Source organism: Actinacidiphila sp. bgisy145, assembly GCF_057708125.1.
The window spans coordinates 21,690-48,541 of sequence record NZ_JBYIRL010000024.1 but is presented as its reverse complement, the minus strand read 5'-3'; the positions used below and the strand labels follow the sequence as shown (position 1 = coordinate 48,541).

At 73.7% G+C, this 26,852-nt stretch carries 24 protein-coding genes; 12 read left to right on the top strand and 12 right to left on the bottom strand.

Going from position 1 to position 26,852, the window contains the following annotated elements:
- Positions 1–728: 728 nt before the first annotated feature.
- The 3 genes from AC3ERT_RS21935 to AC3ERT_RS21925 form a co-directional block, all read right to left on the bottom strand.
- Entirely contained in the window at positions 729–2,270 is a 1,542-nt protein-coding gene (locus tag AC3ERT_RS21935) for an MFS transporter (RefSeq protein ID WP_435176226.1), read from the bottom strand.
- Positions 2,271–2,532: 262 nt separating this feature from the next.
- The gene (locus tag AC3ERT_RS21930) at positions 2,533–3,279 is read right to left on the bottom strand and encodes a LysE family translocator (RefSeq protein ID WP_435176223.1); all 747 of its coding nucleotides are present in this window, start codon (positions 3,277–3,279) and stop codon (positions 2,533–2,535) included.
- Positions 3,280–3,392: 113 nt separating this feature from the next.
- Positions 3,393–4,274: a helix-turn-helix transcriptional regulator gene (locus tag AC3ERT_RS21925; protein WP_335979673.1), complete on the bottom strand. Its 882-nt coding sequence runs from the start codon at positions 4,272–4,274 to the stop codon at positions 3,393–3,395.
- A gap of 86 nt (positions 4,275–4,360) precedes the next feature.
- Between AC3ERT_RS21925 and AC3ERT_RS21920 the strand changes: the two genes are divergently transcribed.
- Both AC3ERT_RS21920 and AC3ERT_RS21915 read left to right on the top strand, forming a co-directional pair.
- Complete coding sequence (locus AC3ERT_RS21920) at positions 4,361–6,043, top strand: AMP-binding protein (RefSeq protein WP_435176220.1); 1,683 nt, start codon at positions 4,361–4,363, stop codon at positions 6,041–6,043.
- The gene (locus AC3ERT_RS21915) at positions 6,040–7,701 is read left to right on the top strand and encodes an AMP-binding protein (RefSeq protein ID WP_435176217.1); all 1,662 of its coding nucleotides are present in this window, start codon (positions 6,040–6,042) and stop codon (positions 7,699–7,701) included. Before AC3ERT_RS21920 ends, AC3ERT_RS21915 begins: the two co-directional genes overlap by 4 nt.
- Positions 7,702–7,735: 34 nt before the next feature.
- Here AC3ERT_RS21915 and AC3ERT_RS21910 read toward each other — a convergent pair whose 3' ends face one another.
- Positions 7,736–8,476, bottom strand: a complete 741-nt coding sequence (locus AC3ERT_RS21910) for a hypothetical protein (RefSeq protein ID WP_335979668.1) — start codon at positions 8,474–8,476, stop codon at positions 7,736–7,738.
- Positions 8,477–8,691: 215 nt separating this feature from the next.
- Between AC3ERT_RS21910 and AC3ERT_RS21905 the strand changes: the two genes are divergently transcribed.
- From AC3ERT_RS21905 to AC3ERT_RS21880, 6 genes are all read left to right on the top strand, one after another.
- Positions 8,692–8,955 (top strand): YkoF family thiamine-binding protein, encoded by a 264-nt coding sequence (locus AC3ERT_RS21905; protein WP_435132139.1) that lies wholly within the window; start codon positions 8,692–8,694, stop codon positions 8,953–8,955.
- Positions 8,952–9,332 carry a helix-turn-helix domain-containing protein gene (locus tag AC3ERT_RS21900; RefSeq protein ID WP_335979663.1) on the top strand — a complete coding sequence of 127 codons (381 nt, stop codon included), beginning with the start codon at positions 8,952–8,954 and terminating at the stop codon, positions 9,330–9,332. The genes AC3ERT_RS21905 and AC3ERT_RS21900 overlap by 4 nt, the downstream gene beginning before the upstream one ends.
- Positions 9,333–9,426: 94 nt before the next feature.
- On the top strand, positions 9,427–9,927 hold the full coding sequence (gene uraD / locus AC3ERT_RS21895; protein ID WP_435176214.1) for a 2-oxo-4-hydroxy-4-carboxy-5-ureidoimidazoline decarboxylase: 501 nt from the start codon (positions 9,427–9,429) through the stop codon (positions 9,925–9,927).
- A complete protein-coding gene (gene uraH / locus AC3ERT_RS21890; RefSeq protein ID WP_435176211.1) occupies positions 9,924–10,328 on the top strand; it encodes a hydroxyisourate hydrolase in 405 nt (134 codons plus the stop codon). Before uraD ends, uraH begins: the two co-directional genes overlap by 4 nt.
- Positions 10,329–10,332: 4 nt before the next feature.
- Entirely contained in the window at positions 10,333–11,286 is a 954-nt protein-coding gene (gene pucL / locus AC3ERT_RS21885; RefSeq protein ID WP_435132131.1) for a factor-independent urate hydroxylase, read from the top strand.
- 13 nt (positions 11,287–11,299) lie between these two features.
- Positions 11,300–12,709: an 8-oxoguanine deaminase gene (locus tag AC3ERT_RS21880; RefSeq protein ID WP_435176209.1), complete on the top strand. Its 1,410-nt coding sequence runs from the start codon at positions 11,300–11,302 to the stop codon at positions 12,707–12,709.
- Positions 12,710–12,774: 65 nt separating this feature from the next.
- Here the strand turns inward: AC3ERT_RS21880 and AC3ERT_RS21875 are convergent, their stop codons facing one another.
- The 3 genes from AC3ERT_RS21875 to AC3ERT_RS21865 form a co-directional block, all read right to left on the bottom strand.
- Positions 12,775–13,281 (bottom strand): GNAT family N-acetyltransferase, encoded by a 507-nt coding sequence (locus tag AC3ERT_RS21875; RefSeq protein ID WP_435176206.1) that lies wholly within the window; start codon positions 13,279–13,281, stop codon positions 12,775–12,777.
- Entirely contained in the window at positions 13,278–14,897 is a 1,620-nt protein-coding gene (aceB, locus tag AC3ERT_RS21870) for a malate synthase A (protein ID WP_435176203.1), read from the bottom strand. Before aceB ends, AC3ERT_RS21875 begins: the two co-directional genes overlap by 4 nt.
- Positions 14,898–15,031: 134 nt before the next feature.
- Positions 15,032–15,655 carry a nucleotidyltransferase family protein gene (locus tag AC3ERT_RS21865; RefSeq protein WP_335979648.1) on the bottom strand — a complete coding sequence of 208 codons (624 nt, stop codon included), beginning with the start codon at positions 15,653–15,655 and terminating at the stop codon, positions 15,032–15,034.
- Between the two features lie 128 nt (positions 15,656–15,783).
- On the opposite strand from AC3ERT_RS21865, the gene AC3ERT_RS21860 reads away from it, so the two are divergent.
- The gene (locus AC3ERT_RS21860; protein WP_435176200.1) at positions 15,784–17,793 is read left to right on the top strand and encodes a protein kinase family protein; all 2,010 of its coding nucleotides are present in this window, start codon (positions 15,784–15,786) and stop codon (positions 17,791–17,793) included.
- 106 nt (positions 17,794–17,899) lie between these two features.
- Positions 17,900–18,226, top strand: a complete 327-nt coding sequence (locus AC3ERT_RS21855) for a DUF5955 family protein (protein ID WP_435176197.1) — start codon at positions 17,900–17,902, stop codon at positions 18,224–18,226.
- Between the two features lie 87 nt (positions 18,227–18,313).
- Here AC3ERT_RS21855 and AC3ERT_RS21850 read toward each other — a convergent pair whose 3' ends face one another.
- Positions 18,314–19,066, bottom strand: a complete 753-nt coding sequence (locus tag AC3ERT_RS21850) for an IclR family transcriptional regulator (protein WP_335979642.1) — start codon at positions 19,064–19,066, stop codon at positions 18,314–18,316.
- Between the two features lie 211 nt (positions 19,067–19,277).
- On the opposite strand from AC3ERT_RS21850, the gene allB reads away from it, so the two are divergent.
- Positions 19,278–20,654, top strand: coding sequence for an allantoinase AllB (allB, locus tag AC3ERT_RS21845; RefSeq protein ID WP_435132118.1), 1,377 nt, complete (start codon positions 19,278–19,280; stop codon positions 20,652–20,654).
- A gap of 73 nt (positions 20,655–20,727) precedes the next feature.
- Here the strand turns inward: allB and AC3ERT_RS21840 are convergent, their stop codons facing one another.
- Genes AC3ERT_RS21840 through AC3ERT_RS21825 form a run of 4 tightly spaced genes read right to left on the bottom strand, consistent with a single transcriptional unit; the run spans position 20,728 to position 25,306 of the window.
- Positions 20,728–22,083 (bottom strand): GH1 family beta-glucosidase, encoded by a 1,356-nt coding sequence (locus AC3ERT_RS21840; RefSeq protein WP_435132115.1) that lies wholly within the window; start codon positions 22,081–22,083, stop codon positions 20,728–20,730.
- 20 nt (positions 22,084–22,103) lie between these two features.
- Entirely contained in the window at positions 22,104–22,973 is an 870-nt protein-coding gene (locus AC3ERT_RS21835; protein ID WP_435132112.1) for a carbohydrate ABC transporter permease, read from the bottom strand.
- Positions 22,966–23,970 (bottom strand): carbohydrate ABC transporter permease, encoded by a 1,005-nt coding sequence (locus AC3ERT_RS21830; protein WP_435132109.1) that lies wholly within the window; start codon positions 23,968–23,970, stop codon positions 22,966–22,968. The genes AC3ERT_RS21835 and AC3ERT_RS21830 overlap by 8 nt, the downstream gene beginning before the upstream one ends.
- 16 nt (positions 23,971–23,986) lie before the next feature.
- The gene (locus AC3ERT_RS21825) at positions 23,987–25,306 is read right to left on the bottom strand and encodes an ABC transporter substrate-binding protein (protein ID WP_335979633.1); all 1,320 of its coding nucleotides are present in this window, start codon (positions 25,304–25,306) and stop codon (positions 23,987–23,989) included.
- Positions 25,307–25,454: 148 nt separating this feature from the next.
- Here AC3ERT_RS21825 and AC3ERT_RS21820 point away from each other — a divergent pair, with 148 nt between their 5' ends.
- The gene (locus tag AC3ERT_RS21820) at positions 25,455–26,789 is read left to right on the top strand and encodes an ROK family transcriptional regulator (protein WP_335979632.1); all 1,335 of its coding nucleotides are present in this window, start codon (positions 25,455–25,457) and stop codon (positions 26,787–26,789) included.
- The last annotated feature ends 63 nt before the right edge of the window (positions 26,790–26,852 follow it).

The window sequence follows — 26,852 nt, the reverse complement described above, 5'->3', positions numbered from 1 at the left end:
CGCGTCCCCGCCGGACCGGCGGGCGCGGGCGGCGCGGACGGGCGGCGGGGTGGAGCCGGACAGGTGTACGACCCGGGGGCGCCCACGGCCGGTGACCAGGCAGGAACCCGCCGGCGCCGGCCGCCCGTGGCCGCCCCGGTGGGCGGCGGCGGTCCGAACGGGTGAACTGCGCGGCTCGGCGGTGACGGGTCGGACGTGCGCAACGTCACTGCGCGGAGCGTCCGGACCGTCCGCCCCGCGGGCTGCCGGACGCCGGATCGGCCGGGGCAACACCGCGGTCCGGCAACGTATTTGACGGCGGCGCAGGCACCTCATTAGGGTGCTGGCGTTACGAGTGGACGCTCGTAAGTGGACTGGCGGCAGTGTGGGCACGGCCCGCCCGCACCTGCGGCCGAGCGGTCTCCCGGCTCTCGCGGTGCCGTCACACCCCGTACGTGGCAGCCCCCGGAGCCGGACGTGGCGGGCGCCTGCTCAGCGCCGTACGCCGGGATCGCTCCTATGGATACGGCCCCGCCCCGCCTCTACGTGAGGCAGGGGCGGGGCCGTAGCCGTATGAGCAGGCCACCGCCCCGGCGGTGCGCACGGGGGTGCCGCACGGGCGGGGCGGTGGTCGGCGTCGGGGGGCTCGGCGGCCGGGTGTCCCGTCCCCACGATGACCCGGTCGTCGGCCCCCCGGCTTCCCCGGCTGCTTCCGCTCGGTTCGCGCCGGGGTGTCGGGGGTGCCGCGGCTACATGTGCACGGCCACGGCGTCGCCTTCGGTCGACAGGTCCGCGCGGCCGCTGCGGAACATCAGCGCCGCGAGCACGGTGCCGACCGCGAAGAACGCCGCGGACCACCAGTAGGCCGTCGAGTAGCTGTGCAGCTGGGCGTGGGCCAGGACCAGGTTGCTCGGCGGGTTGCTGGTCGCGTGGTCCGTGACGTAGGCGGTCGCGGCGCTGGCGGCCAGCGTGTTCAGCAGCGCGGTGCCGATCGAGCCGCCGACCTGCTGCATGGTGTTGACCGCCGCGGAGGCGACACCGGCGTCGTCGGCGCGCACTCCGGAGGTGGCCACGCTCATCACGGTCGGCATCGCCAGGCCGATACCGAAGCCGATCACGATCAGCGGCGGCAGGACGTTCGCCGCGTAGGTGCTGCTCAGGTCCAGCTGGGTGAGCCAGGCCATGCCGACCGCGCCCAGGGCCATGCCCACCGGCACGATCGGCCGCGGGCCGAACTTCGGCAGCAGCGTGTTCGTCGCGAGCTGGGCGGCGACCATCAGCGAGCCGATCATCGGCAGGAAGCCCAGACCGGTCTTCACCGGGGTGTAGTGCAGCGACAGCTGGAGGTAGTAGGTCAGGAAGAGGAAGACGCCGAACATCCCGATACCGGCGATACCGAGGATGGCGAACGACGCGCCGCGGTTGCGGTCGAGCACCACACGCAGCGGCAGCAGCGGGTGCGCGGCGCGGGTCTGCGACCAGCTGAAGGCGGCCAGCAGTACCACGCCCAGGGCGAGGAAGCCCCAGGTCAGCGGAGAGCCCCAGTCGTGGCTGTCGGCGTTGGAGAAGCCGTAGACGACGCTGAACAGGCCGGTGGTGACCAGGACGGTGCCGGGCACGTCCAGCCGCGGGCGGATCGCCGGGGCGCCCTTGCGGAGCAGCGCCATGCCGCCGAAGAAGGCGACGACGGCGAAGATCAGGTTGACGTAGAGCGTCCAGCGCCAGCTGAGGTGCTCGGTGAGCACGCCGCCGAGCAGCAGGCCGATGCCGCCGCCCGCGCCGGCGATGGCGCCGTAGATGCCGAACGCCTTGGCGCGCTCCTTGGCGTCGGTGAACGTGGTGTTCAGCAGGGCCAGGGCGGCCGGGGCGAGCAGGGCGCCGAACAGGCCCTGGAGGGCGCGGCCGCTGACCAGCACCGCGAAGTTCGGGGCGGCGCCGGCCAGTGCGGAGGCGGCGGCGAAGCCGACGACACCGGTGAGGAAGACGATCTTCCGGCCGATCAGGTCCGCGAGCCGGCCGCCGAGCAGCAGCAGGCTGCCGAAGGACAGCGAGTAGGCGGTGACGATCCACTGGCGGTTGCCGTCGCTGAAGTGGAGCGCCTCCTGCGCGGAGGGCAGCGCGATGTTGACGACGGTCGCGTCGAGCACCACCATGAGCTGCGCGATCGCGATCACCGCGAGGACCCACCAGCGGTGTGACGAGGGTGCCCCTGGAGTCGGCTTGTCCAGGGCGACCGGGCTGCCCGGTGCCGGGTCGCCGACGTTCAGGTCGGCCGGGGAATGAGTCGACATGGCAAGTGACTCCTGGAAGAGGGACGGGCGGCGAACCGCGAGGAGGAACGAAACGGTTTCGTACTCTGACGTACTCGATCGACCGTACGACGCGAAATATCGAAACGCAAACGTTTCGCTGCCTGCCGGGGTGTGCGACTGCTCACAGCTTCCCGGCTCAACCCCGGCCCGGAGCCGCGGCGTCTGACTGTCAGCGTGCTGTGCGCTCCGCCGGGCCCCGGGCTCGCCGCCGTGCCCTGGGCGCGGCTCTGCGGCGTACGGCTCAGGAGTCCGCGCGGCCGGTCGCCGCGACCGCCACGCCCAGCCCGATCATCGCCAGGCCCCCAGTGCCGCCGATGGCCGCCATGCGGCGCGGCGAGCGGGCGAACCAGGTGCGGGCCGCCGACGCGGTCAGCGCCCACGCGCTGTCGCAGACCAGGGCGAGCACGGTGAAGACCAGCCCGAGCAGCAGCATCTGCTCGTGCACGCCGCCCGCCTCCCGGTTCACGAACTGCGGGAGCACAGCGGCGAAGAAGATGCAGGTCTTCGGGTTCGTCACGCCCACGACGAAGCCCTCCCACAGGGTGCGCGCGTCACTGCGGGCCCGCCCCGGCACCCTCGCCGCACCGGCCTGCACGCCGACAGCCGCGCCCGCGCCCGGTTCCGGCTCCGCGCCCGGGTCCGGCTCCGCGCCCGCCTGCGGCACGGCCGTCGCCGTCGCCGTCGCCAGGTCCGCGCGGTGGCGCCACGCCTTGACGCCCAGGAAGACCAGGTAGACCGCGCCCACCAGCTTCACGCCCGTGAAGACCGCCGCCGAGGTCGCCATCACCTCGCCCAGGCCCAGCGACACGGCCGCCGCCAGCAGGTACGCGCCGATCGCGTTGCCCACGACGCTGCCGAGCGCGGTGCGGCGGCCGTGCGCCAGCGCCCGGCCGAGGACGAACAGCACGCTGGGGCCGGGGATCAGCACCAGCACCAGGGATATCCCGGCGAAGCCGAGCAGACGGTCGACGGACACGGCGAACTCCATTCAGGGCAGGGGGCCTTCCGCGTGAGCGTAGGCCGTCAGCGGCGCCGCGTCCGGTGGGTTTTCGGGGTCGCGGCCGCCCGCTTCCCCCGCCGCGGGGGAAGTACGCGCCGCCCTTACGGCAGGAGGCCCGCGCGCCGCGCGGCGACCACCGCTTCCAGGCGGGTGTGCGCGCCCAGTTTGCGCATCGCGGAGCGCAGATAGCTCTTGACGGTCTCCGGCCGCAGCCGCAACCGGGCGGCAGCCGCCGCGTTCGTCGCGCCGGAGGAGATCGCACTGAGGACGTCGAGTTCGCGCGGGGTCAACCGGGGGGCGCCGGGCGCCGGACCGGTCCGCGCGGCCGGCGGCGCCGCGCCGGCCGCCGCGAGCCGGGTGCACGCCCCCAGCAGCTCGTCCCGCAGGCGCGGGTCCGGCACCTTCCCCGCCAGCGCCCGCAACTCCGCGTGCGCCTCCCGCACTTCCTCCCACGCCCGCGGGTCCGCGGACACCGGCGCCTGCGCGAGGGAGAGCAGCCGCTGCGCCTCGTCCCTTATCACCAGCGCCTGTTCCAGCTCCCGCGCCGCGTCCACCGCCACGTTCAGCGGCCGGTCGCCCAGCGCGAACGGCTGCCGCAGCGCCCCGTAGAGCACCCCGCGCACCCGCCGCTGCACCACGATCGGCACCGCGAGCACCGACCGCAGGCCCTCACTGGCCACCGCCGCGTCGTACTCGTGGCTGATCACCCGCGACTCGCGGTACTCGGTGACCGCGTACGGGCGGCCCATCGCCAGCGTCTTGCCGCCCAGGCCGTTGCCGGTGGTGATCGCGAGGCCGCGCAGCGACTCGGTGGCCGTGCCCGCCAGCTCGCTGATCCGGAACTGCCGCGCCCCGTACCCGGCCGGCAGCCCGCCGCCGCCCGGCACCAACCCGCCGAACGACACCGGAAGCAGCCCCGACCTGCGCATCCGCAGCAGCGCAGCACGCACCTCGACCGACTCACCGCGTCCGTTCACCCGCATTCACCCCCTCACCCCCTTACGGGGGTAGTGAGACCCACGTCACTACCCGACGATGCTACTCAGGGGTCCGTCGACGAGGAGGACACATGGCGGCATCGGACGCGACCGGAACCTTCCGGGAGGCCCGGGACTTCCTGCTGCGGCACCGCACGGACTACCAGGCCGCGTACGACGGCTACACCGCGCCGCGGCCGGACCGCTTCAACTGGGCGCTGGACTGGTTCGACGAGATCGCCGCCGATCCCGCGCGCGCCGACCGCCCCGCGCTGTGGATCGTCGAGGAGGACGGCAGCCAGGCGCGCACCACGTTCCGCGAGATGTCCGCCCGGACCGACCGGGTGGCGAACTGGCTGCGCGAACGCGGCGTACGCGCCGGCGACCGGGTGCTGGTCATGCTCGGCAACCAGACCGAGCAGTGGGAGACCGCGCTGGCGCTGATGAAGCTGCGGGCGGTCGCCATCCCGGCCACCCCGCTGCTCGGCCCCGCCGACCTGCGCGACCGGATCGACCGCGGCCGGGCCCGGCACGCGGTGGTCCGCGCCGCCGACACCGCCAAGTTCGCCGACGTGCCCGGCGACTACACGCGGATCGCGGTCGGCGGCGCCCCCGAGGGCTGGCACGCCTTCGAGGACGGCTACCGCGCCGATCCGCTCTTCCTGCCCGACGGGCCGACCCGCGGCGACGACCCGCTGATGCTGTACTTCACCTCCGGCACCACCGCCCGGCCCAAGCTCGTCCAGCACACCCACCTGTCGTACCCGGTCGGGCACCTGTCCACCATGTACTGGATCGGGCTGCGCCCGGGCGACGTGCACCTGAACATCTCCTCGCCGGGCTGGGCCAAGCACGCCTGGTCCAGCCTGTTCGCGCCGTGGAACGCCGAGGCGACGGTCTTCGTGCACAACTACACCCGGTTCGACGCGGCCCGGCTGATGGCCGAGATGGACCGGGCCGAGGTGACCAGCTTCTGCGCGCCGCCCACGGTGTGGCGGATGCTCATCCAGGCCGACCTGCGGGCGCTGGCGAACCCGCCGCGGGAGGCCGTCGCGGCCGGCGAACCGCTCAACCCCGAGGTGATCGAGCACGTCCGCCGGCTGTGGGGCGTGGTGATCCGGGACGGCTTCGGGCAGACCGAGACCGCCGTGCAGGTCGCCAACCCGCCCGGGCAGCTGGTGAAGGCCGGCTCGATGGGCCGGCCCACCCCCGGGTACGCGGTGGCCCTGGTCGACCCGCAGACCGGCGAGCCCGGCGACGACGGCGAGATCTGCCTCGACCTGTCCACCCGCCCGGTCGGCCTGATGACCGGCTACGCGGGCGACGAGGAGCGCACCGCCGAGGCGATGGCCGGCGGCTATTACCACACCGGCGACATCGGCCACCGCGACGCGGACGGCTACATCACGTACGTGGGCCGAAGCGACGACGTCTTCAAGTCCTCGGACTACAAGATCTCGCCGTTCGAGCTGGAGAGCGCGCTGCTGGAGCACGAGGCCGTCGCCGAGGCCGCGGTGGTGCCCGCCCCCGACGACCTGCGGCTGTCGGTGCCCAAGGCGTACGTGGTGCTCGCGGCCGGCTGGGCGGCGGACGGCGAGACCGCCAAGGCGATCTTCGCGCACTCCCGCGCGGTGCTCGCCCCCTACAAACGGGTGCGGCGGCTGGAGTTCGCCGACCTGCCCAAGACCGTCTCGGGCAAGATCCGCCGGATCGAGCTGCGCGAGGCGACCGCACGCGACGGCAGCCGCGAATACCGCGAGGAGGACCACCGGTGAGCGACACCGACACGCCCGTCGCCGACACCACGCCCGCCCAGCCGTCGTACGCCCACGGCACCGGCGGCACACCGCTGCTCGGCGACACGATAGGGCGCAACCTCGACCGGGCGCTGGCCGCGCACCCCGACCGCGACGCGCTGGTGGACGTCGCCGGCGGCCGGCGCTGGACCTACCGCGAGTTCGGCCGCGACGTGGACGCGCTGGCCCGGGGCCTGGCCGCGCACGGCGTGGACAAGGGCGACCGGGTCGGCATCTGGGCGGTCAACTGCCCGGAGTGGGTGCTGGTGCAGTACGCCACCGCCCGGCTCGGCGCGATCATGGTGAACATCAACCCCTCCTACCGGCTGCACGAGTTGGCGTTCGTGCTGGGGCAGTCCGGCGTCGAGGTGCTGATCGCCTCCACCGAGTACCGCACCAGCGACTACCGGGCGATGGCCGCCGAAGTCCGCGGCGACTGCCCGCGGTTGCGCGAGGTGGTGCACATCGGCGACCCGCAGTGGGCGGAGCTGATGGCCGCCGGCGCCGACCTGCCCGCCGACTTCCTCGCCGTGCGGGAGGCGTCGCTCAGCTGCGACGAACCGGTCAACATCCAGTACACCTCCGGCACCACCGGCTTCCCCAAGGGCGCCACCCTCTCCCACCACAACATCCTCAACAACGGCTACTTCGTGGGCGGCACGGTCGGCTACACCGAACAGGACCGGGTCTGCCTGCCGGTGCCCTTCTACCACTGCTTCGGCATGGTGATGGGCAACCTCGGCATCACCTCGCACGCGGCGTGCATCGTGATCCCCGCCCCGGTCTTCGACCCGGCCGCGACCCTGCGCGCGGTCGAACAGGAGCGCTGCACCTCGCTCTACGGGGTGCCCACGATGTTCATCGCCGAGCTGGGCCTGCCCGACTTCGCCTCCTACGACCTCAGTTCGCTGCGCACCGGGATCATGGCCGGCTCGCCGTGCCCGACCGAGGTGATGAAGCGGGTGATGTCGGAGATGCACATGGCCGAGGTGTCGATCTGCTACGGCATGACCGAGACCTCGCCGGTGTCCACCCAGACCCGCCGGGACGACGACCTGGAACACCGCACCGAGACGGTCGGCCGGGTACTGCCGCACCTGGAGGTGAAGGTCGTGGACCCTTCCTCGGGCATCACCCTTCCCCGCGGCACCCCGGGTGAGCTGTGCACCCGGGGCTACTCGGTGATGCTCGGGTACTGGGACGAGCCGCAACGCACCGCCGAAGCCGTGGACGAGGGGCGCTGGATGCACACCGGCGACCTCGCGGTGATGCGGGAGGACGGCTACGTCGCCGTCGTGGGCCGGATCAAGGACGTGATCATCCGCGGCGGCGAGAACGTCTACCCGCGCGAGGTCGAGGAGTTCCTCTACACCCACCCGAAGGTCTCCGACGTGCAGGTGGTCGGCGTGCCCGACGCGCGGTACGGCGAGGAGGTCCTCGCCTGCGTGATACCGCGCGACCCGGCCGACCCGCCCACCCTCGACGAGATCGCCGGCTTCTGCGCCGGGCGGCTCGCGCACTACAAGGTGCCGCGCCACCTGCGGGTGCTCGACGCGTTCCCGATGACGGTCAGCGGCAAGGTGCGCAAGGTGCAGCTGCGCGAGGAGTTCACCGCGCCCCCGGCGGCGCACCAGTGATACCTCAGCCGCGCCGCACCGGCCCGGGCCGCCGTCACACGGGCCGGTGCGGACCGGAGCGGGTGAGCTGGTCGGCGGCGTCGTTGACCGGCTGGGGCGTGCCGGTCAGGTCCAGCACGAACAGCGGCACCCCGAGCTGGTCGGCCCGCAGCCGCGCGTCGTGGGCGTATCCGGCCAGCGAGAAGAACGCGCCGGTGGCGTCCTCGTGCAGGCAGTTGAGCCACAGGCACTCCACGTCCCGCAGCGGTGTCGGCAGCGTCGCCGGGTCCACCTGGGCCACCAGGTCGTCGCCGCGCAGGTCGATGCCGTTGGCGGTGCGGTCCCCGGCCAGCCGGACGTTCCCGAAGCCGAGCCACTTCAGGTACTGGGCGGCGGCGCTCAGCGCGTCCCGGGCGGTGCGGATGGTGACCGGGCGGAAGGGCGGCCGGCGGGTGGTCGGCGGCGGCACCTGCCCGGTCGGCTCCGGAGCCGCCTCATGCGGCACCGGCACCCGCACCTCGCCCTGCTCGGCGGCGCAGCCCGCGACCGGCAGCCGCACCAGCGCCCCGCACACGCAGTCGAACTCCGGCTGCGGCCACTGGTCGGAGCGCCCGCACTCCGGGCAGCGCAGCCGGACCCAGGAGTCGTCCCAGGACCGGTGCACCACCTGCACGGGCGCGCCGCCGGCCAGCACCGGCGGGGCGAGCGGCTTGCCGCAGGCGCACGGAAACGTCGGGGCGGTGTAGCCGTGCTCCTGCCCGCAGGCGGGGCAGCGCACCGGCACGCTCTCAGCCATCGCTCGCAACTCCTGTCCGGCCCCGGCGGGTTCGGGGGCCGGGGCGTCGTGCACCCATAGTGCAGGAAGCCGGCGCCGCTGGGACCCTTCCTTCGCAACCAGTGAGCGGATGGAGTAGGCGCGGCGGTACGCGGGGGGCGGGGTCCGTTAGGGTCGCCTGCGGGCCGCCTCCGCGGTGGAGGGCCCAAGGAGCCGCAGATACCGTGGGGGCCGCCGTGCGCATGAGACTGGAGTTCACCACCGAGCCGTTCGACCTGGCGGAGCCGCCCGCGCACGCGCTGACCGCGCGCGAGGTGCTGTGGGACGCGGAGTCCGGCGGGGCGCTGGCGGCGGTCGAGGTCGGCCCGTTCGGCAACACCGCGGAGGGCGAGCGGGACGCGGTGGTCGCGGCGGTCGGCGAGCTGCTGCGGCGGACCACGGAGGCGGGCGCCACCCGGATATCACTCCAGGTCAGCGTGGTGGACGGGGCGGAGCGGTGAGCGACACCGACGGGCGGCTCGCCTTCGCCGCCGCCGTGCAGCCGCTGGTGGACGCCATCGGCGGGCAGGCGCTGCCGCCCGGTGAGGCCGGGGCCGACGACGTGGTGCTGAGCTGGGCGGGCGCGCCGGCGCTCGCGGTGCGGCTGCCGCACCTGGCCGACTCCCTGGACCACCTGCTCGCCGACCTGCGGCGCCGGCACGGCCCGCTGGACGAGCTGGGCCGCCGGGAGAAGCAGGCAGTGGTGCGGGTGCTGGAGGAGCGCGGCGCGTTCGCGCTGCGGCACGGCGTGGAGACGGCGGCCTCCGCGCTGGGGGTCAGCCGCTTCACCGTCTACAACTACCTGAACCGGCAGGACGCGGCCCACGACGCGAAGTAGCCGCGGTACGCCGGGGTATGCCGTGGATCGGCCATCCGCGGACGGGTTCAACAAACTGTTGACGCGCCCGTGCGGGTGCTCGTAGTTTGCGGGGGTGACGACCAGCGCTTCGCCGGGTCTGGCCCGGTTCAACGCGGACCGCGACCGCGCCGCCGAACTGCTGCGCGAGGTGTGCGCCGCCCGGGCGTGGGCCGCCGCGGTCGCGGCCGGGCGCCCGTACGCCCGGTTGGACGACCTGCTCGCCGCGAGCGACGCGGCCATGGCGGCGCTGACCGCCGCCGACCTGCGCGAGGCCGTGGCCGGCCATCCGCCGATCGGCCGCCCCACCCCGGGTGACGCGCAGTCCGCGCGCGAGCAGGGGGGTGTCGGCGGCGGCGAGCGGGCCGAGTTGCGCCGGCTCAACCTCGCCTACGAGCAGGCGCACGGCCAGGTCTTCCTGATCTGCGCCACCGGCCGCACCGGCGCCGAGATGCTGGCGGCGCTGAAGGAGCGGATCGGCAACAGCGCGGCGGCCGAACGCGAGATCGTCCGGGCCGAACTGGGAAGGATCAACCGGATCAGGCTCACCCGCCGCATCGAGGAGGACCCCGTATGACGGCAGTGCCGCAGGACCCGCTGCCCGGCCAGGCTGCTCCGGCCTCGGTCTCCACCCACGTGCTGGACACCAGCGCCGGGCACCCCGCGGCCGGCGTCGGCGTCGAACTGGCGGTCAGGACCGGGCCGCGGGCGCCCTGGCAGGCGCACGCCGCCTCGGCCACCGACGCCGACGGCCGCTGCGCGGACCTGCCCGCCCTGCCCGCGCACGCCGTGCAGGCGCGGCTCAGCTTCGCCGTCGCGCCCTACCTCACCGGACCGGCCGGCGAGGACCCGGCGGGCGCGGCCCGCGCCGCGTTCTTCCCCGAAGTGGCGGCCGTCTTCGCGGTCGCGCCCGGCGAGCACCACCATGTACCGCTGCTGCTCAGCCCGTACGGCTACTCCGTATACCGAGGGAGCTAGCACCATGACCGCACCGGACACCGGCCCCGCGCCGGACGCCGGAACCGCACCGGACACCGGCCCCGCGCCCGCCCGCCTGACCCGCCTCGGCCAGAACCAGTACGGCAAGGCCGAGGTGCGGGTGGTGCGGGTGGTCCGCGACGGCGCCACCCACCACCTGAAGGACCTCAACGTGTCGATCGCGCTGTCCGGCGCGATGGACGACGTCCACCTGTCCGGCTCCAACGCCAACGTGCTGACCACCGACGCCACCAAGAACACCGTCTACGCCTTCGCGCAGAAGTACGGCGTGGCGTCCGCGGAGGCGTTCGCGATCCGGCTGGCCCGGCACTTCGTCAGCAGCCAGGACGCCGTCCACCGCGCCCGGGTCCGCGTCGAGGAGTACGCCTGGGACCGGATCGGGCCGCAGGACAGCGGCCACTCCTTCGTCCGCGACGCCCGCGAGACCCGCACCGCCGAGGCCGCTTACGACGGCGAGCGCTGGCAGGTCGTGTCCGGGCTGAAGGACCTGGTGGTGCTGAACACCACCGACTCGGAGTTCCACGGCTTCGTCCGGGACGAGTTCACCACCCTGGCCGAGACCCGCGACCGCATCCTCGCCACCGAGGTCCACGCCCGCTGGCGGCACGCCTGGAGCAGCGACGACCAGCCGGTGCCCGCCTGGGAGGAGCAGTACCCGCGGGTGCGCGGCCACCTGCTGGCGGCCTTCGCCCGGACCTACTCCTTCTCCCTCCAGCAGACCCTGTACGCGATGGGCGCCCGCGTCATCGAGCAGACCCCCGGTGTGGACGAGATACGGCTGTCGCTGCCGAACAAGCACCACTTCCTGGTCGACCTCGCCCCCTTCGGCCTGCCCAACGACAACGAGGTGTACTACGCGGCCGACCGCCCGTACGGGCTCATCGAGGGCACCGTGCTGCGCGAGGGCGCGCAGGCCGCGATCCCGGTGACGGACTGAGAGGGCACGAGGCATGGCAGAGCAGATCCCGACCGGTACGGCGGGGGGCGCGGCGCGGCCGCGCCTGGTGATCGAGAACTGCGCGATCGCCACCGTGGACGCCGCCGGCACCGAGTACGCCTCCGGGCACGTCGTGGTGGCCGGCCGCACCATCGAAGCGGTCGGCGCCGGGCCCGCGCCCGCCGATCTCGCCGGAGTCGCCCGCCGGGTCGACGGCACCGGGCACCTGGCCACCCCCGGCCTGGTCAACACCCACCACCACTTCTACCAGTGGCTCACCCGGGGCCTGGCCCAGGACAGCAACCTCTTCGACTGGCTGGTGGAGCTCTACCCGACCTGGGCCCGGATCGACGAGCCCATGGTGTACGCTGGCGCCGCCGGGTCGCTGGCGATGATGGTCCGCGGCGGCGTCACCACCGCCATGGACCACCACTACGTCTTCCCGCGCGGCACCGGCGACCTGCTCGGCGCGGAGATCCGGGCCGCCGCCGAGATCGGGGTGCGCTTCACCGCCGCCCGCGGCTCGATGGACCGCGGGAAGTCCGACGGCGGGCTGCCGCCGGACTTCGCGGTGGAGGCCACCAAGGAGGCGCTGGCGGCCACCGAGGCCGCGATCGACACCCACCACGACGCGTCCTTCGGGTCGATGCTGCACATCGCCGTCGCGCCCTGCTCGCCCTTCTCCGTCTCCACCGAACTGATGCGGGAGGCGGCGGCGCTGGCCCGCCGCAAGGGGGTGCGGCTGCACACCCACGGCAGCGAGACCCTGGAGGAGGAGAAGTTCTGCCACGAGCTGTTCGGGATGGGCCCCACGGACTACTTCGAGTCCACCGGGTGGCTGGGCGGCGATGTGTGGATGGCGCACTGCGTGCACATGAATGACGCCGACATCGCGGCCTTCGCCCGCACCGGCACCGGCGTCGCGCACTGCCCGTCCTCCAACGCGCGCCTGGCCGCGGGGATCGCGCGGGTGCCGGACCTACTCACCGCAGGCGTCCCGGTCGGCCTCGGCGTCGACGGCACCGCCTCCAACGAGTCCGGCGAACTGCACACCGAACTGCGCAACGCGCTGCTGGTCAACCGGCTGCGCGGCGGCGAGAAGGCGCTCACCGCGCGGCAGGCGCTGCGCCTGGGCACCTACGGCGGCGCCCAAGTGCTCGGCCGCGAGCGGGAGATCGGCTCCCTGGAGCCCGGCAAGCTCGCCGACCTGGTGCTGTGGCGGCTCGACGGCATCGGGCACGCCTCGATCGCCGACCCGGTCGCGGCGCTGGTGCTGGGCGCGGCCGCCCCGGTCACCCTGTCGCTGGTGGGCGGCCGCCCGGTGGTGGAGGACGGCCGGCTCACCCGGGTCGACGAGGAGGCCGTCGCGAAGCTCACCCGCGCCGAGGCCCGCCGCCTGGCGCGGATCGCCGGCCTGGTCTGAACCGCCGAAGAACCGCCGCACGGCTGCCGCCCGGTGACCCTTGCCGCCGGGCGGCGGCCCTGGCGCTAGAGCGACTTGTACATGATGTGCAGCCCCACGTAGCCCAGCCGCGGGTGCCGGAAGCCGTCGGGCACGGTGCCGACCACCTCGAAGCCCAGCGACCGGTAGAGCGCCACCGCGTGGGTGTTGGACGCCACCACCGCGTTGAACTGCATCCCGCGGTAGCCTTCCGCGGCCGCCCAGCGCAGCGCCTCCGTGCACAGCGCCCGCCCCACGCCCCGCCCGGCGTGCGCGGGGTCGACCATGAAGCTGGCGCTCGCGACGTGGCCGGCGTTGCCCATCTGGTTCGGGTTCATCTTCGCGGTGCCCAGCACCCGGCCGCCGGCGTCGGCGGCCACGACCGTACGGCCGGGCGGCGGGAGCATCCAGTAGCCGCGGCCCACCTCCTGCGTGAGGTCCACCGGATAGCTGAACGTCTCGCCCTCGGCGCAGATCCGCTGCAGGAACGGCCAGATCAGCGGCCAGTCCGCGGCCGTCGCGTCGCGCAGCACCGGCGCCGCCACCGCGCTCACCCCACCAGGTGCTGGTAGGCGGGCAGGGTGAGGAAGTCGACGTACTCCGCGTCGAGCGCGGTGCGGATCAGCAGGTCGTGCGCCTCGGCCCACCTGCCCGCCATGAACGCGTCCTCGCCGATCTCGTCCCGGATCGCGAGGAGTTCGTCGGCGGCGACCTGCCGGACCAGCTCCGCGGTGGCCTGGCGGCCGCCCTCGAAGACCACCCCGGCGTTGGTCCACTGCCAGATCTGCGAGCGGGAGATCTCCGCGGTGGCCGCGTCCTCCATCAGGTTGAAGATCGCCACCGCGCCCGAGCCGCGCAGCCACGCCTCGATGTAGCGGATGCCGACCTGCACCGCGTTGCGCAGGCCCTCGTAGGTGGGGCGGGCGTCCAGGGAGGCGATGTCGATCAGCTCGGCGGCGGTGACGTGCACGTCCTCGCGCAGCCGGTCCTTCTGGTGCGGGCGCTCGCCCAGCACCGCGTCGAAGGAGGCGCGGGCGATCGGCACCAGGTCGGGGTGGGCCACCCAGGAGCCGTCGAAGCCGTCGGCGGCCTCGCGGTCCTTGTCCGCCTTGACCTTCTCGAAGGCCACCTTGTTGACGTCGGGGTCGCGGCGGGAGGGGATGAAGGCGGCCATGCCGCCGATCGCGTGCGCGCCGCGCTTGTGGCAGGTGCGCACCAGCAGTTCGGTGTAGGCGCGCATGAACGGCGCGGTCATCGTCACCGCGTTGCGGTCCGGCAGCACGAATTTCTCGCCGGCGTCCCGGAAGTTCTTCACGATCGAGAACAGGTAGTCCCAGCGGCCCGCGTTCAGGCCCGAGGCGTGCTCGCGCAGCTCGTAGAGGATCTCCTCCATCTCGTACGCGGCGGTGATCGTCTCGATCAGCACGGTGGCGCGGACGGTGCCGCGCGGGATGCCGGTGTACTCCTGGGCGAAGACGAACACGTCGTTCCACAGCCGCGCTTCGAGGTGCGACTCGGTCTTCGGCAGGTAGAAGTAGGGGCCCTTGCCGAGGTCCAGCAGGCGCTGCGCGTTGTGGAAGAAGTACAGGCCGAAGTCGACGAGGGCGCCGGCGACCGGCTCGCCGTCGACGGTCAGGTGCCGCTCGTCGAGGTGCCAGCCGCGCGGGCGCACCACCACCGTCGCCAGCTCGGCGGCGTCCTTGAGGGCGTAGCTCCTGCCCTCGGGCGAGGTGAAGTCGATCCGGCGCTCGTAGGCGTCGGTCAGGTTGAGCTGGCCGCTGACGACGTTGTGCCAGGTGGGGGCGGAGGCGTCCTCGAAGTCGGCGAGCCAGATGCGGGCGCCGGAGTTGAGCGCGTTGACCGTCATCTTGCGGTCGGTCGGCCCGGTGATCTCCACCCGGCGGTCCTGGAGCGCGGGCGGCGCGTCGGCCACCCGCCAGTCGCCCGCGCGGATGTGCGCGGTCTGCGGCAGGAAGTCCAGGGTGGCGGTGCGGGCGATCTCGGCGCGGCGCTCCCTGCGCAGTGCCAGCAGCTCGTCGCGGCGGGCGGCGAAGCGCCGGTGCAGCTCGGCGACGAAGGTCAGCGCCTCGGGAGTCAGCACCTCCTGCGAGCGGGGTACGGGACCGGCGGCCGCGGAGACGGCGGCCGGGGACGGCGCGCTTGCTGACATGCGGGTCACTCCTCCGGGAGGCGGGGGTGGCACGGGGCCGGGGCACACCCGGGGCGCGCGCTCACTTCTGCACAGCGGATCATAGTTTTCGCAGTGCGGAAGTTCAACGTTCTGTGATGCGGGCGGCCCGCCGTTCAGCCGAGCAGCCGCAGGTCGGCCGGAGTGTCGATGTCGGCCGGGTCGCCGAGGTCCCCGCACTCCACCGCCACGGTCTGCCCGGCGTGCGCGCGCAGATACGTCCGCGCCCCGCGGTCCCCTTCCGCGCTGCCCGCCACCCCCGCCCAGCGGCTCGCCCCGAACAGCACCGGATGCCCCCGCCGGCCGCCGTAGACCGCTGCGGCCAGTCCCGACGGCAGGTCCCCGGAGGCCCGGGCCGCCGCGACCACCCGCGCCACCGCCGCGCCCGGCACCCCCGGCTGGTCCACCAGACAGACCACCGCCGCGACCGGCCCGCCCGGCTCCGCCGCCGCGGCGGCCAGCGACGCCAGCCCCGCGCGCAGCGAGGAGCCCATGCCGCCGGCCCAGTGCGGGTTGTCCACCAGCACGCAGCCGGCCAACTCGGCGCGCTCGCGCACCTCCCGCGCCGCCGCGCCCAGCACCACGTGCACCGGCCCGCAGCCGCCCGCCCGCAGCACCGCGACCGCGTGCTCCACCAGCGGCCGCCCCCGGTAGGCCAGCAGCGCCTTCGGCCGCCCGCCGAGCCGCCGCCCGCCACCGGCCGCCAGCAGCAGTCCGGCCACCTCGCCCTGTGTGTTCATCCGTCCTGCATACCCCGCGTGTCACGGCCGCGGAACAGGGCGCCTTCGGCGCGGCGTGTTCCGGTATCGTCTGGCCCTGTTGCGGGTGGGGGCGGTTGCCAGGTGAAGAACGGGGACTGAGGGGACTGATGGGGCCAGCGCACACCGGTCCGGACTTCGGTCAGGACCTCGGGCCGGACTTCCGCGGCCCGGTCTTCGCACCTCTCGCCGACGAGGACCCGGCGAGCGTGTCCGGGCACCGCATCGGCGCGCGCCTCGGCGCGGACGGGCCGGGCGCGGCGGGCGTCACCTACCTCGCCTACGAGCCCGGCGGGCAGCCGGTCGCGCTCACCGTGATCCGCCCCGAACTCACCACCGCCGACGGCTTCGCCGCCCGCTTCCACCAGGACGCGCAGGCCGCGGCGCGGGTGCCCGGGCCGCGCGCGGTGCCGGTGGTCGGCAGCGGGCGGGAGGGCGAGCGGTACTGGATCGCCACCGGCTACGTGCCCTCGCTGTCGCTGCGTGCCGCCGTCGAGGGCGCGGGGCCGCTGCCCACCGGGGTGGTGCTGCGGCTGGTCGCCGCGCTCGCCGAGGGGCTCCAGGCGATGCACCACGCCGGCGTGGTGCACGGCGGGCTGCGCCCGGCGCATGTGCTGCTCGCCGGCGACGGCCCCCGGGTGAAGGGCCACGGGCTGGCGTGGGTCGCGGAAGGCGCCGATCCGGCGGGCGCGAGCAAGGGTGCTGGTGCCGGTGCCGGTGCCGGTGCCGGTGCCGCTGCCGGTACGGGCACGGGCGAGGGCGCGGACGCCGCTGCGGCGCGCGAACAGGCCGCGGGCACAGGTACGGAGCCGGGGACCGGTACGGAGCCGGGCGCGGGTGCGGCCGCGGGCTCTTCCGGCGCGGCGGACGGACCCGCCGCGGTCGGTGAGGCGACCGCTTTCCGCTCACCCGAGCAGGCCGCCGGCCAGCCCGCCCGGCCCGCCACCGACGTCTTCGCACTCGGGCAGATAGCCGCGTACGCCTCGATCGGCGCCGCGCCCTTCGGCGACGGCTCCCGGGTGCAGAGCGCGGAGCCGGACCTCAACGAACTCCCGGGCCAGCTGCGGGAGATCGTCACCCGCTGCCTGATCAAGGACCCCGCGCTGCGGCCCTCGCTGGCCCAGATCACCACGATGTGCGCGCAGGCCGCGCCCGAGTCCCGCCCGGTGTCCTGGCTGCCCGCACCGCTGCTCGCCGCGATCCTCCCGGCGATACCCCCGCCGCACTTCTCCCCGCCCCCGGCCGGGCCGCCGTCCCAGGCCGCGCGCCCGCAGCCGGTACGGCCCGACGCCGCAGCTCCCGCGCCCGCCGCGCCGCCCCAGGCCGCGCCCGTACCGGCACCGGCTCCCGTACCGGCGCCCGCGCCCCCCGCCGGTCCGCCGGGCACCTACCTGTGGCACCCGCAGCAGTGGCCGCGCGCCCCGTACGTCCATGTGCCGCTGCCTCTGCCGCGCAAGCGGCGCAAGGCGGTCGGCGTGGTGGCCGCGGTCGCCTGTGTCGCGGTCGCGGCCACCGCCGCGGTCGCGCTGTCCTCGGGCGGCGGGCAGCCGTCCGTCGGGTCCCAGGAGCCGCAGGGCGGCCTTCCGCAGCCCTCGCCCACGACGACGCCGACCGCCCAGGGGGTGCCGTCGCCCGGGGCGACCTCGCCGCCGCCCGGTGGCGGCGCCACCGGTTCACCGCCCGAAACCGGCCTGGTCTACCAGCAGTTGAAGCTGCCGCCCGGCCACGGGGTGTCGCTGCGCTCGGACCCGCCGACCGTCGGCTCCGGCACCTACAGCGGCGACTTCGGGCTGACCGCGGACGCCGGCGCCTTCACCGTGGACCGCTCCCGGGACACCCTCGCCCTGATCGACGCCGGCCGCGCCGGGACCGCCGCCACCTGCCAGTCCTCGAACGCCGTGGACTCCGTCCAAGCGGCCACGCTCGGCACGGGCACCCGGCTGTGCGTGCGCTCCGCCGACGGCACCGTCACCGCATTGGTGACGTTCCGTCAGCTGCCGACCCGTCAGAACCCGGACACCGCAGCCGTGTTCGACGTCACCGTGTGGCACGAGGTGGCCGGCCGTTCCGCCCCGGGTACGGGAATCAGCGCAGATTTCGTCAACTCAGTGGCGGAATAACGCCGGTTGGCGAATACTGATCGGCCCCGGGGCGCCCCTTGCCGGACGGCGCCCGGGCGCAGTTCGACGCAAGGGTGGGTCATACGTGGCGGTGGGGGAGACGCGCGTGCTCGACAACGGGTGCGGCGGTGCGGACACGGGCCCGGCCGGGAGCGGGCTGGGCGCCGGCCTGGCGGCCGCGGTCGGCCGGATGCGCCGGGAGCTGATCGCCTACCGGCGGCCGCTGCCGGACCGGGCCGTCGCCGAGGACGAACTCGACGCGCTGGCACGGGCGGCCGCGGCCATGGACCAGGTGCCGGACCCGGCGGACTGCGAGCGGATGCGCCACTCCTTACTCCTGGTGGTGGCCGTGATCGGCTCGGTGAGCGCGCTCACCGCCCCGCTCGACGCCCTGCGCGAGGCCGTCGAGTTGCTGGCCCCACCACGCCCCTGAACCCCGCGCCCGCGGTGACCTGTTGACGCGCTCCATGGGCACGCGCTCCATCGGCACCCGCTCCCCGCGCGGACGCGCCTTCGCGCCTCACGTCGTCAGCGCGAGCGCCAACTTCCCGGCCACGTCCCGCAGCACCGGCACGATCGCGGCCGTGGCCGCCTCGGTCACCCGCCCGGCCGGGCCGGAGATCGAGATCGCCGTGGCGGTCGGCGCACCGGGCACACTGACCGCCAGGCACCGCACCCCGGCCTCCTGCTCGTTGTCGTCGACGGCGTAGCCCTGCGCCCGGACCCGCTCCAGCGCGGTGAGGAAGACGTCCGGGTCGGTGAGGGTGTGCTCGGTCGCGGCCGGCATCCCCGTCCGCCCGAGCAGCGCCCGCACCTGCTCGTCCGGGAGCTGCGCCAGCAGCGCCTTGCCGACGCCCGTGGAGTGCGGCAGCACCCGCCGCCCGACCTCGGTGAACATCCGCATCGAGTGCCGCGAGGGCACCTGCGCGACGTAGACCGCCTCGTCGCCGTCGAGCAGCGCCATGTTCGCGGTCTCGCCGGTGGCGTCGACGAGTTCGGCGAGGTATGGGCGGGCCCAGGTGCCCAGCAGCCGGGACGCGCTCTCGCCGAGCCGGATCAGCCGGGGGCCCAGGGCGTACCGCCGGTTCGGCTGCTGGCGGACGTAGCCGCAGTCCAGCAGGGTGCGCATCAGGCGGTGGATGGTCGGCAGCGGCAGCCCGCTGCCGGCCGACAGCTCGCTCAGCCCGACCTCGCCGCCCGCGTCGGCCATCCGCTCCAGCAGGTCGAAGGCGCGTGCGAGCGACTGCACGCCTCCGGCGCGGTCAGCAGGCACCTGCGTTCCCCTCGTTCGTGGCGGACCTGTGGCGGACCACTGTGGCGGACCTGTGGCGGACCTCGCGGCGGGCCGCGCCCGGGGGCGCCGCACCTCCTGCGCGGAAGGAGGTTTTCGCTTCGCGGAATCCTACCGCCCTTGACGTCCCGGGGCGCGCTGCCCACCATGTCCGTCAACAGAACGTTGAAGCGGGCCGGACGGCGGAGGTCGCATGGTGGAGGAGCAGGTGCTGCGCTCGACGCGGGTGGTCACCCCGGAGGGCGAACGGCCCGCAGCGGTGCTCGTCGCCGGCGGCACGATCACCGCGGTGCTGCCGCACGACGCGGTGCCGCCCCCCGGCGCCCGCTGCACCGACCTCGGCGACGACGTGCTGCTGCCCGGCCTGGTGGACACCCATGTACACATCAACGACCCCGGCCGCGCGGAGTGGGAGGGCTTCGCCACCGCCACCGCGGCCGCCGTGGCCGGCGGCGTCACCACCCTGGTGGACATGCCGCTCAACAGCCTGCCGCCCACCACCACCGCGGCCCACCTCGAGGTCAAGCGCGCCGCCGCCGTGGGCCGGGTGCACACCGACACCGGCTTCTGGGGCGGCGCGGTGCCCGGCAACACCGCCGGCCTCGAGGCGCTCCACGACGCGGGCGTCTTCGGCTTCAAGTGCTTCCTGGTGCCCTCGGGCGTCGAGGAGTTCCCGCACCTGGACCGGCCCGGACTGGCGGAGGCGATGGACGAGTTGGCGCGCTTCGACGGCCTGCTCATCGTGCACGCCGAGGACCGGGCGCTGATCGAGGGCGCCCCGCAGCGCGGCGGCCGCCGCTACGCGGACTTCCTCGCCTCCCGCCCGCCGGCCGCCGAGGACCACGCGATCGCCGGGCTGATCGAACTGGCCGCCGCACGCGGCACCCGGGTGCATGTCCTGCACCTGTCCTCCGCCGGCGCGGTCCCGCTGATCTCCGCCGCCCGCCGGGAGGGGGTCCGGCTGACCGTGGAGACCTGCCCGCACTTCCTCACCCTCACCGCCGAGGAAGTCCCCGACGGCGCGACGGAGTTCAAGTGCTGCCCGCCGATCAGGCAGGCCGCCAACCAGGACGTGCTGTGGCAGGCGCTCGCCGACGGCGTCATCGACTGCGTCGTCTCCGACCACTCGCCGTCCACCATCGACCTCAAGCACCAGGACACCGGGGACTTCGCCACCGCCTGGGGCGGCATCTCCTCCCTCCAGCTCGGCCTGCCCGCGGTGTGGACCGAGGCCCGCCGGCGCGGGCACACCCTCGCCGACGTGGCCGGCTGGATGTCGGCCGGTCCGGCCCGGCTGGCCGGGCTCGACGCGGTCAAGGGTGCGATCGCCCCGGGCCGCGACGCGGACTTCGCGGTGCTCGACCCGGAGCGGACCTTCACCGTGGACCCCGCCCGGCTGCACCACCGCAACCCGATCACCGCCTACGCCGGCCGCACCCTGCACGGCGTGGTCCGCGCCACCTACCTGCGCGGCCGCCTCGTCGCCGGGCAGGTGGGCGGCGCCGGCCCGGCCCGCGCGACGGGCGAGCCGGCCGGCCGCCTCATCACCCGCCCGGCCGCCCGGAACTGAGCCGCGGACAGCAGCGGACCCGGCGGCACGCCCCTGGAGCGGGACGCGCCGCCGGGTCCACCGGTCGCGCGGGTCAGGCCGCGCGACGCCCCTTCCTGCGGTGCCCGGCAACGATGTCGGCGTAGCGCCGCCCGCTGCCCTTGATGGTGCGCTGCTGCGTGGCGTAGTCGACGTGCACCAGGCCGAAGCGCTTGTCGTAGCCGTACGCCCACTCGAAGTTGTCCAGCAGCGACCAGGCGAAGTAGCCGGCCAGCGGCACCCCGCGCCGTACCGCTCGGGCGCAGGCGGCGAGGTGGTCCTCCAGGTACCGCGTGCGCTCCGGGTCGTCCACCTGGCCGTCCGGGCCGACCACGTCGCGGTAGGCGGAGCCGTTCTCCGTGACGAAGATCTTGTGCGGCCCGTACTCCTCCTTGAGCCGGACCAGCAGCGACTCCAGGCCGTCCGCGTCGACCTCCCAGTCCATCGCGGTGCGCGGCACCCCCGGGCGGTAGGCCATCTTCGCCCACGGTGCCGGGCCGGTCGGGTCGTCCGTGATGTACTGCGGGAAGTAGTAGTTCAGCCCCAGCCAGTCCAGCGGCGCCGCGATCAGCTCCATGTCGCCGTCCCGGACCGGCAGTTCGACGCCGTACAGGTCCACCATGTCCTGCGGGTAGCCGCGCCCGTGGATCGGGTCGAGCCACCAGCGGTTGGTGTGGCCGTCGGCGCGCCGGGCGGCGGCCACGTCCGCCGCGCGGTCGCTGGCCGGCAGGCACGGGCTGAGGTTGTTGACGATGCCGATCTGCAGTCCGCTGTGCGCGGCCCGCAGCGCCTGTACCGCGAGCCCGTGGCCGAGGTGCAGGTGGTAGGAGGTGCGGACCGCGGCGGTCAGGTCGGTCCAGCCCGGGGCCATGGTGCCTTCGAGGTGGCCGATCCAGGCCGAGCACAGCGGCTCGTTGAGGGTCGCCCAGTACGTGACGCGGTCGCCGAGCGCCTGCCCGACCACGGCCGCGTACTCGGCGAACCGCTCGGCGGTCTCCCGCTCCGGCCAGCCGCCGCGGTCCTGCTGCGCCTGCGGCAGGTCCCAGTGGTAGAGCGTCGCGTTCGGGGTGATGCCCGCCTCCAGCAGGCCGTCCACCAGCCGGTCGTAGAAGTCCAGGCCCGCCTGGTTGACCGCGCCGCCGCCCGCGGGCACGATCCGCGGCCAGGCGATGGAGAACCGGTAGGCGTCCAGGCCAAGGGACTTCATCAGCCCCAGGTCCTCGCTCCAGCGGTGGTAGTGGTCGCAGGCGACGTCGCCGGTGTCGCCGCCCGCGACCTTGCCGGGGGTGTGGGAGAAGGTGTCCCAGATGGACGGGGCCCGGCCGTCCTCGTCCACCGCGCCCTCGACCTGGTAGGCGGCGGTGGCCGCCCCCCAGAGGAAATCCGCGGGAAGAGCGCTCAGGTCGTTCACGAGTTGCCTTTCGCTGGGGGTCACTTGACGGCGCCGGCGGTCAGCCCGGCCACCAAGTAACGCTGAAGAAGCAGGAATCCGGCGACCACGGGGACGCTCACCACGAGCGAGGCGGCCATGACCTGGTTCCAGTACACGTCGTTCTGGGTGGCGTACTCGCGCAGGCCCACCGCGAGCGTGCGGGTGCCCTCGTTGGTCATCACCGACGCGAAGAGCACCTCGCCCCAGGCGGTCATGAAGGCGTAGACGCTCACCGCCACGATGCCGGGGATCGCGGCCGGCACCACCACGCGGAACAGCGCGCCCATCGGCCCGCAGCCGTCGACCTTCGCCGCCTCGTCCAGGTCCCGGGGGATCGAGTCGAAGTACCCGACGAGCATCCAGATGGAGAACGGCAGGGAGAAGGTGAGGTAGGTGATGACCAGCCCGAGCCGGCTGCCGTTGAGCGTGATGCCGGTGTCGTTCCCGATGTTGACGAAGATCAGGTACAGCGGCAGCAGGAAGAGGATGCCGGGGAACATCTGGGTGGACAGCACCGTGACGGTGAACAGCCGGCGGCCCACGAAGCGGTACCGGCTGACACCGTAGGACGCGAAGATCGCCACCGCGACCGACAGCACCGTCGCGCTCACCGACACGATCAGCGAGTTCGCGAAGTAGTGCGCCAGTGGGATGGTGTGCCAGATGTCGACGTACGGCTTGACCGTGACGTGCCGGGGAATCCACTGGAACGAACCCTGCACGTCCGACAGGCTCTTCAGCGAGGAGCTGAGCATCACGTAGACCGGCACGAGCACGAACAGCAGCAGCAGGGTCAGCACGACGCGCCGGGTCCAGACGAACGACCTGGGCTGCGCCATCGGGGACCGCGGTACTGAGGTCCTAGGCATCGGCGTCGCCTCGCTTCCGGGACGTGAGCAGCAGGTAGACCGCCGTGACCAGCAGCAGGAACAGCAGCAGGAGCACCGACATCGCCGAGCCCTCGCCGAAGTTCCAGGTGATGAACGACGACTGGTAGATGTGCAGGGAGATCAGGTCCGCCTGGTGCGGCGGCGCCGAACCGAACAGCACGTACGGCGTGTTGAAGTCGTTGAAGGTCCACAGGAACAGCACCAGCACCATCACCTGGTTGACCGGGCGCAGCGAGGGCAGCGTGATCTTCCGGATCTGCTGCCACACCCCGGCGCCGTCCATGGCGGCGGCCTCGTACAGTTCGCGCGGGATGTTCTGCAGGCCGGCCATCAGCGCCAGGAACGCGAACGGCCAGGACTTCCAGACCGAGACGATCAGCAGCGCCCAGAAGCTGTTGCCGCCGATCAGCCAGAACGACTTGTCCGACGTCAGGTGCAGCTGGTCGTGGAGCACGTGGTTCACCAGGCCGGTGTTCTGCTGGAACATGAAGGTCCAGGTGATCACCGTCGCGTACACCGGCAGGGCGTACGGCACCAGGAAGATCGCGCGCATCACCGCCCGGCCGCGGAAGGTCTCCTGCATCAGGATCGCCGCCGCGGTGCCGATCAGCCAGGACAGGCCGACCGACAGCACCGTGAACTCCAGCGTCACCCGGAACGAGTGCAGCAGCGCCTCGCCGATCGGCTGGTGGAACTTGACCGAGATCTTGTAGTTGTCGAAGCCCGTCCAGGGGGCGGTGCTCCAGTTGCGGATGTAGAAGAGCGTCAGGCCCTTGAAGCTGATCAGGATGCCGAAGAGCATCGGCACGATGTGGATCAGCAGTTCCAGCAGGATCGCGGGCAGCAACAGCAGGTAGGGCAGGCCGCCTTGGCGCAGCCGTGCCGTGACGCGCCGCCGGAGCCGGCCCCGGCCAGCGGGCTTGCCGCTGTCGGGACCGGCCTCGGGGGCGCTTTCCAGGGGTGTGGTGGCAGTCATGGGGGAGAGCCGATCCTCAGGACGCGGGCATCTGCGACTGCGCCTTGACCAGTGCGGCCTTGACGTCGGCGGTGGTGACCGACTTGCCGCCGGCGGCGTCGGCGAACAGGTCCTTGATGGCGGTGCCGACGGTGGTCTCGAACTGGCTCTCGTTGGGCACCTGCGGCAGCGGCGCGGCCGACTTGGACAGCACGCTCGCCAGCGTCTTCAGGTCGGGCGTCTGGAACGCCGGGTCGCTCTGCGCCGCGGTGACCGGCGGCAGCGTGCCGTAGGTGGAGTTGAGGATCTTCTGCTCGGCCGGGCTGGTCATGAAGTTCACGAACTTCAGCGCCGCGGACTGGTGCTTGGTGCTCTTGAACACCGCGATGTTGATGCCCGCCACCATGGAGGTGATCCCGGCGTCACCGGTCGCGCCGGCGGTCTGGGTCGGCACCGGCACCACGCCGTACTGGTCCTGCGACATGCCGTGCGCCTTGATCGTGGCGGCGGCGGACTGCCACATCATCATCGCCGCCTTGCCGGTGGCGAAGTCGGTGATGGTCTGGTTCTGGTCGTACTCCGCGTCGCCCTTGGCGGCCTCGCCGCTGGCGATGAAGTCGACGTACTGCTTGACCGCGGCCACGTTGGCGTCGCCGGTGAAGGTGGGCTTGCCGGAGGAGTCGAACCAGTCGGCGCCGCGCTGCTTGGCGAGCACGAACGCGTGGTGGATGTTCTCGGCGCCGTTGCTGCCCTCGACGGCTATGCCGTGCACGCCGCCCTTGGTCAGCTTCTTCGCGTCGGCGTCCAGTTCGGCCCAGGTCGTCGGCGGCTGGAGGCCGGCGTCGGCGAACATCTTCTTGTTGTAGTACAGGCCGTACGACTCGGAGTACAGCGGCACCGCGGCCGGGTCCTGGCCGGCCGCGCCGGAGGCGGCGATGGCCGAGGCGGCGAAGCGGTCCTTGCCGCCGATGGCGGTGAAGTTGGCGCTGTCGAACGGCAGCAGGGCGCCGGTGGCCTGGAGGGAGGCCGACCAGGTGTTGCCGATGTTCAGCACGTCCGGGCCCTGGCCGGAGGTGGCCGCCGCGAGGATGCGGTTGAGCAGGTCGGCCCAGCCGATCACCTCCAGCTTGACCTTGATGCCGGTCTGCTGCTCGAACTTCTTGAGTTCCGGGGTGAGCACCTGCTTGTCGTTGCCGAGGCTGGTGCCCTGGTTGCTCGCCCAGTACGTCAGGGTGACGCCCTTGTCGCTGCCGTTCTTGCCGCTGCTGCTGTCGCTCGAACCACCGCCGCACGCGGCTGCGGTGAGGCCCAGCGCGGCCACGAGGGCGGTGGCCGCGAAGACTCTGTTGGTGCGCATAACGGTTCCCTCTCAGGGGTGGGGTCGCTTCAGGAAGTGAACAGCGCCTGTGACTTAATTCAGGCCGTGATTTAACTTGTGAGAAAAGGTGGCGTCAAGACCCCGTGCAGCGATAGGTTCCAGCGGGGCGGAGCAGAGGGGAGCCCAGATGGCTGAGCGGGCCAAGCGCACGGTGCGTGACCTGCGGCGCGGCAACCGTGCCTCGCTTCTGCGTCATTTGTATTTCGAAGGCCCCCTCAGCCGGCAGGAGCTGGGCCGGGACACCGGCCTGAGCGCCGGCTCGATCAGCAACGTCGTTGGAGAGTTGATCGCGGACGGCATGGTCGAGGAGGCGGGCGCCGTCGACTCCGACGGCGGGCGCCCGCGCACCCTGCTCCAGGTCGCCCCCGGCTACGGCCACGTGATCGGCGTGGACGTCGGCGAGACCCGGGTGCGGGTCGAGCTGTTCGACCTCGCCCTGACCGAACGGGCGTCGGCGGACCTGCCGTTGTCCGACAGCGGGCACGACGTGGACCTGGTGGTCCGGCTCGCCCTGGAGGGCATCGCCGCCGTGGTCGGCGAGGCCGGCGTCGACGAGCGGGAGGTGCTGGGCGTCGGCATCGGCGTGCCCGGCATCGTGGCGCAGGGCGAGCCGCCGGACGCCGCCGCCGGGATCGGCGACGGCATCGTGGTGCACGGCCAGACCATCGGCTGGGACGCGGTGCCGCTCGGCCGCCTGCTGCGGGCCGGCACCGACCTGCCGCTGTTCATCGACAACGGCGCCAAGACCCTCGGCCAGGCCGAGATGTGGTTCGGCGGCGGCCGCGGCTTCCGCAACGTGGTGATCGCCCTGATCGGCTCCGGCGTCGGCGCCTGCGTGGTCGCCGACGGCAGCCCCTACCGCGGCGCCAGCAGCAGCGCGGGGGAGTGGGGGCACACCACCCTGCGGGTCGGCGGCCGCGCCTGCCGCTGCGGCTCGCGCGGCTGCCTGGAGGCGTATGTCGGCGCCGAGGCGCTGCTCCGCCGCTGGCCGCACGCGCCGCGCGGGGTCAGCGAGGAGACCGCGCTCGCCGCGCTGCTGGCCGCCGCCGACCACGACCCGCAGGTCGCCGAGGTGCTCGCCGAGGCCGCGGAGTACCTCGGCGCGGGCATCGCCGACCTGATCAACCTCTTCAACCCGCAGCGGATCGTGATCGGCGGCTGGGCCGGGCTGCTGCTGGGCCCCCGGCTGCTGCCCGCCGTACGCGAGGTGGCCGCCGCGTACGCGCTGCGCCACCCCTGCGCGCAGACCTCGATCGAACTCGGCCGGCTCGGCGCGGACGCCGTCACCGTCGGCGCCGCGACGCTGCCGCTGGCCCGCTTCCTCGACACCGGCGGCGAGCGGCCGGTGCGGCTGCCCGCGCAGGACCGCGGCCCCTCGCCCCAGGCGGCGGGCCGCGGGTCACGTTCGGGTGGCGTTCCCGGCGCTCCGGTACGGAACCGATCCGCCCGGACGGTACGTTGACACGTCGGTGCGGGGCGCACCGCGGGCACCGCGGAACGCCCGCTTCCGCACCGTATTGTCACG

Excerpts from the sequence above, each read along its gene's own strand:
- AC3ERT_RS21935 (WP_435176226.1), bottom strand. The coding sequence starts at position 2,270 with ATGTCGACTCATTCCCCGGCCGACCTGAACGTCGGCGACCCGGCACCG.
- AC3ERT_RS21930 (WP_435176223.1), bottom strand. The coding sequence starts at position 3,279 with ATGGAGTTCGCCGTGTCCGTCGACCGTCTGCTCGGCTTCGCCGGGATA.
- AC3ERT_RS21925 (WP_335979673.1), bottom strand. The coding sequence starts at position 4,274 with ATGCGGGTGAACGGACGCGGTGAGTCGGTCGAGGTGCGTGCTGCGCTG.
- AC3ERT_RS21920 (WP_435176220.1), top strand. The coding sequence starts at position 4,361 with ATGGCGGCATCGGACGCGACCGGAACCTTCCGGGAGGCCCGGGACTTC.
- AC3ERT_RS21910 (WP_335979668.1), bottom strand. The coding sequence starts at position 8,476 with ATGGCTGAGAGCGTGCCGGTGCGCTGCCCCGCCTGCGGGCAGGAGCAC.
- uraH (WP_435176211.1), top strand. The coding sequence starts at position 9,924 with ATGACGGCAGTGCCGCAGGACCCGCTGCCCGGCCAGGCTGCTCCGGCC.
- pucL (WP_435132131.1), top strand. The coding sequence starts at position 10,333 with ATGACCGCACCGGACACCGGCCCCGCGCCGGACGCCGGAACCGCACCG.
- AC3ERT_RS21880 (WP_435176209.1), top strand. The coding sequence starts at position 11,300 with ATGGCAGAGCAGATCCCGACCGGTACGGCGGGGGGCGCGGCGCGGCCG.
- aceB (WP_435176203.1), bottom strand. The coding sequence starts at position 14,897 with ATGTCAGCAAGCGCGCCGTCCCCGGCCGCCGTCTCCGCGGCCGCCGGT.
- AC3ERT_RS21865 (WP_335979648.1), bottom strand. The coding sequence starts at position 15,655 with ATGAACACACAGGGCGAGGTGGCCGGACTGCTGCTGGCGGCCGGTGGC.
- AC3ERT_RS21860 (WP_435176200.1), top strand. The coding sequence starts at position 15,784 with ATGGGGCCAGCGCACACCGGTCCGGACTTCGGTCAGGACCTCGGGCCG.
- allB (WP_435132118.1), top strand. The coding sequence starts at position 19,278 with ATGGTGGAGGAGCAGGTGCTGCGCTCGACGCGGGTGGTCACCCCGGAG.
- AC3ERT_RS21835 (WP_435132112.1), bottom strand. The coding sequence starts at position 22,973 with ATGCCTAGGACCTCAGTACCGCGGTCCCCGATGGCGCAGCCCAGGTCG.
- AC3ERT_RS21830 (WP_435132109.1), bottom strand. The coding sequence starts at position 23,970 with ATGACTGCCACCACACCCCTGGAAAGCGCCCCCGAGGCCGGTCCCGAC.
- AC3ERT_RS21825 (WP_335979633.1), bottom strand. The coding sequence starts at position 25,306 with ATGCGCACCAACAGAGTCTTCGCGGCCACCGCCCTCGTGGCCGCGCTG.
- AC3ERT_RS21820 (WP_335979632.1), top strand. The coding sequence starts at position 25,455 with ATGGCTGAGCGGGCCAAGCGCACGGTGCGTGACCTGCGGCGCGGCAAC.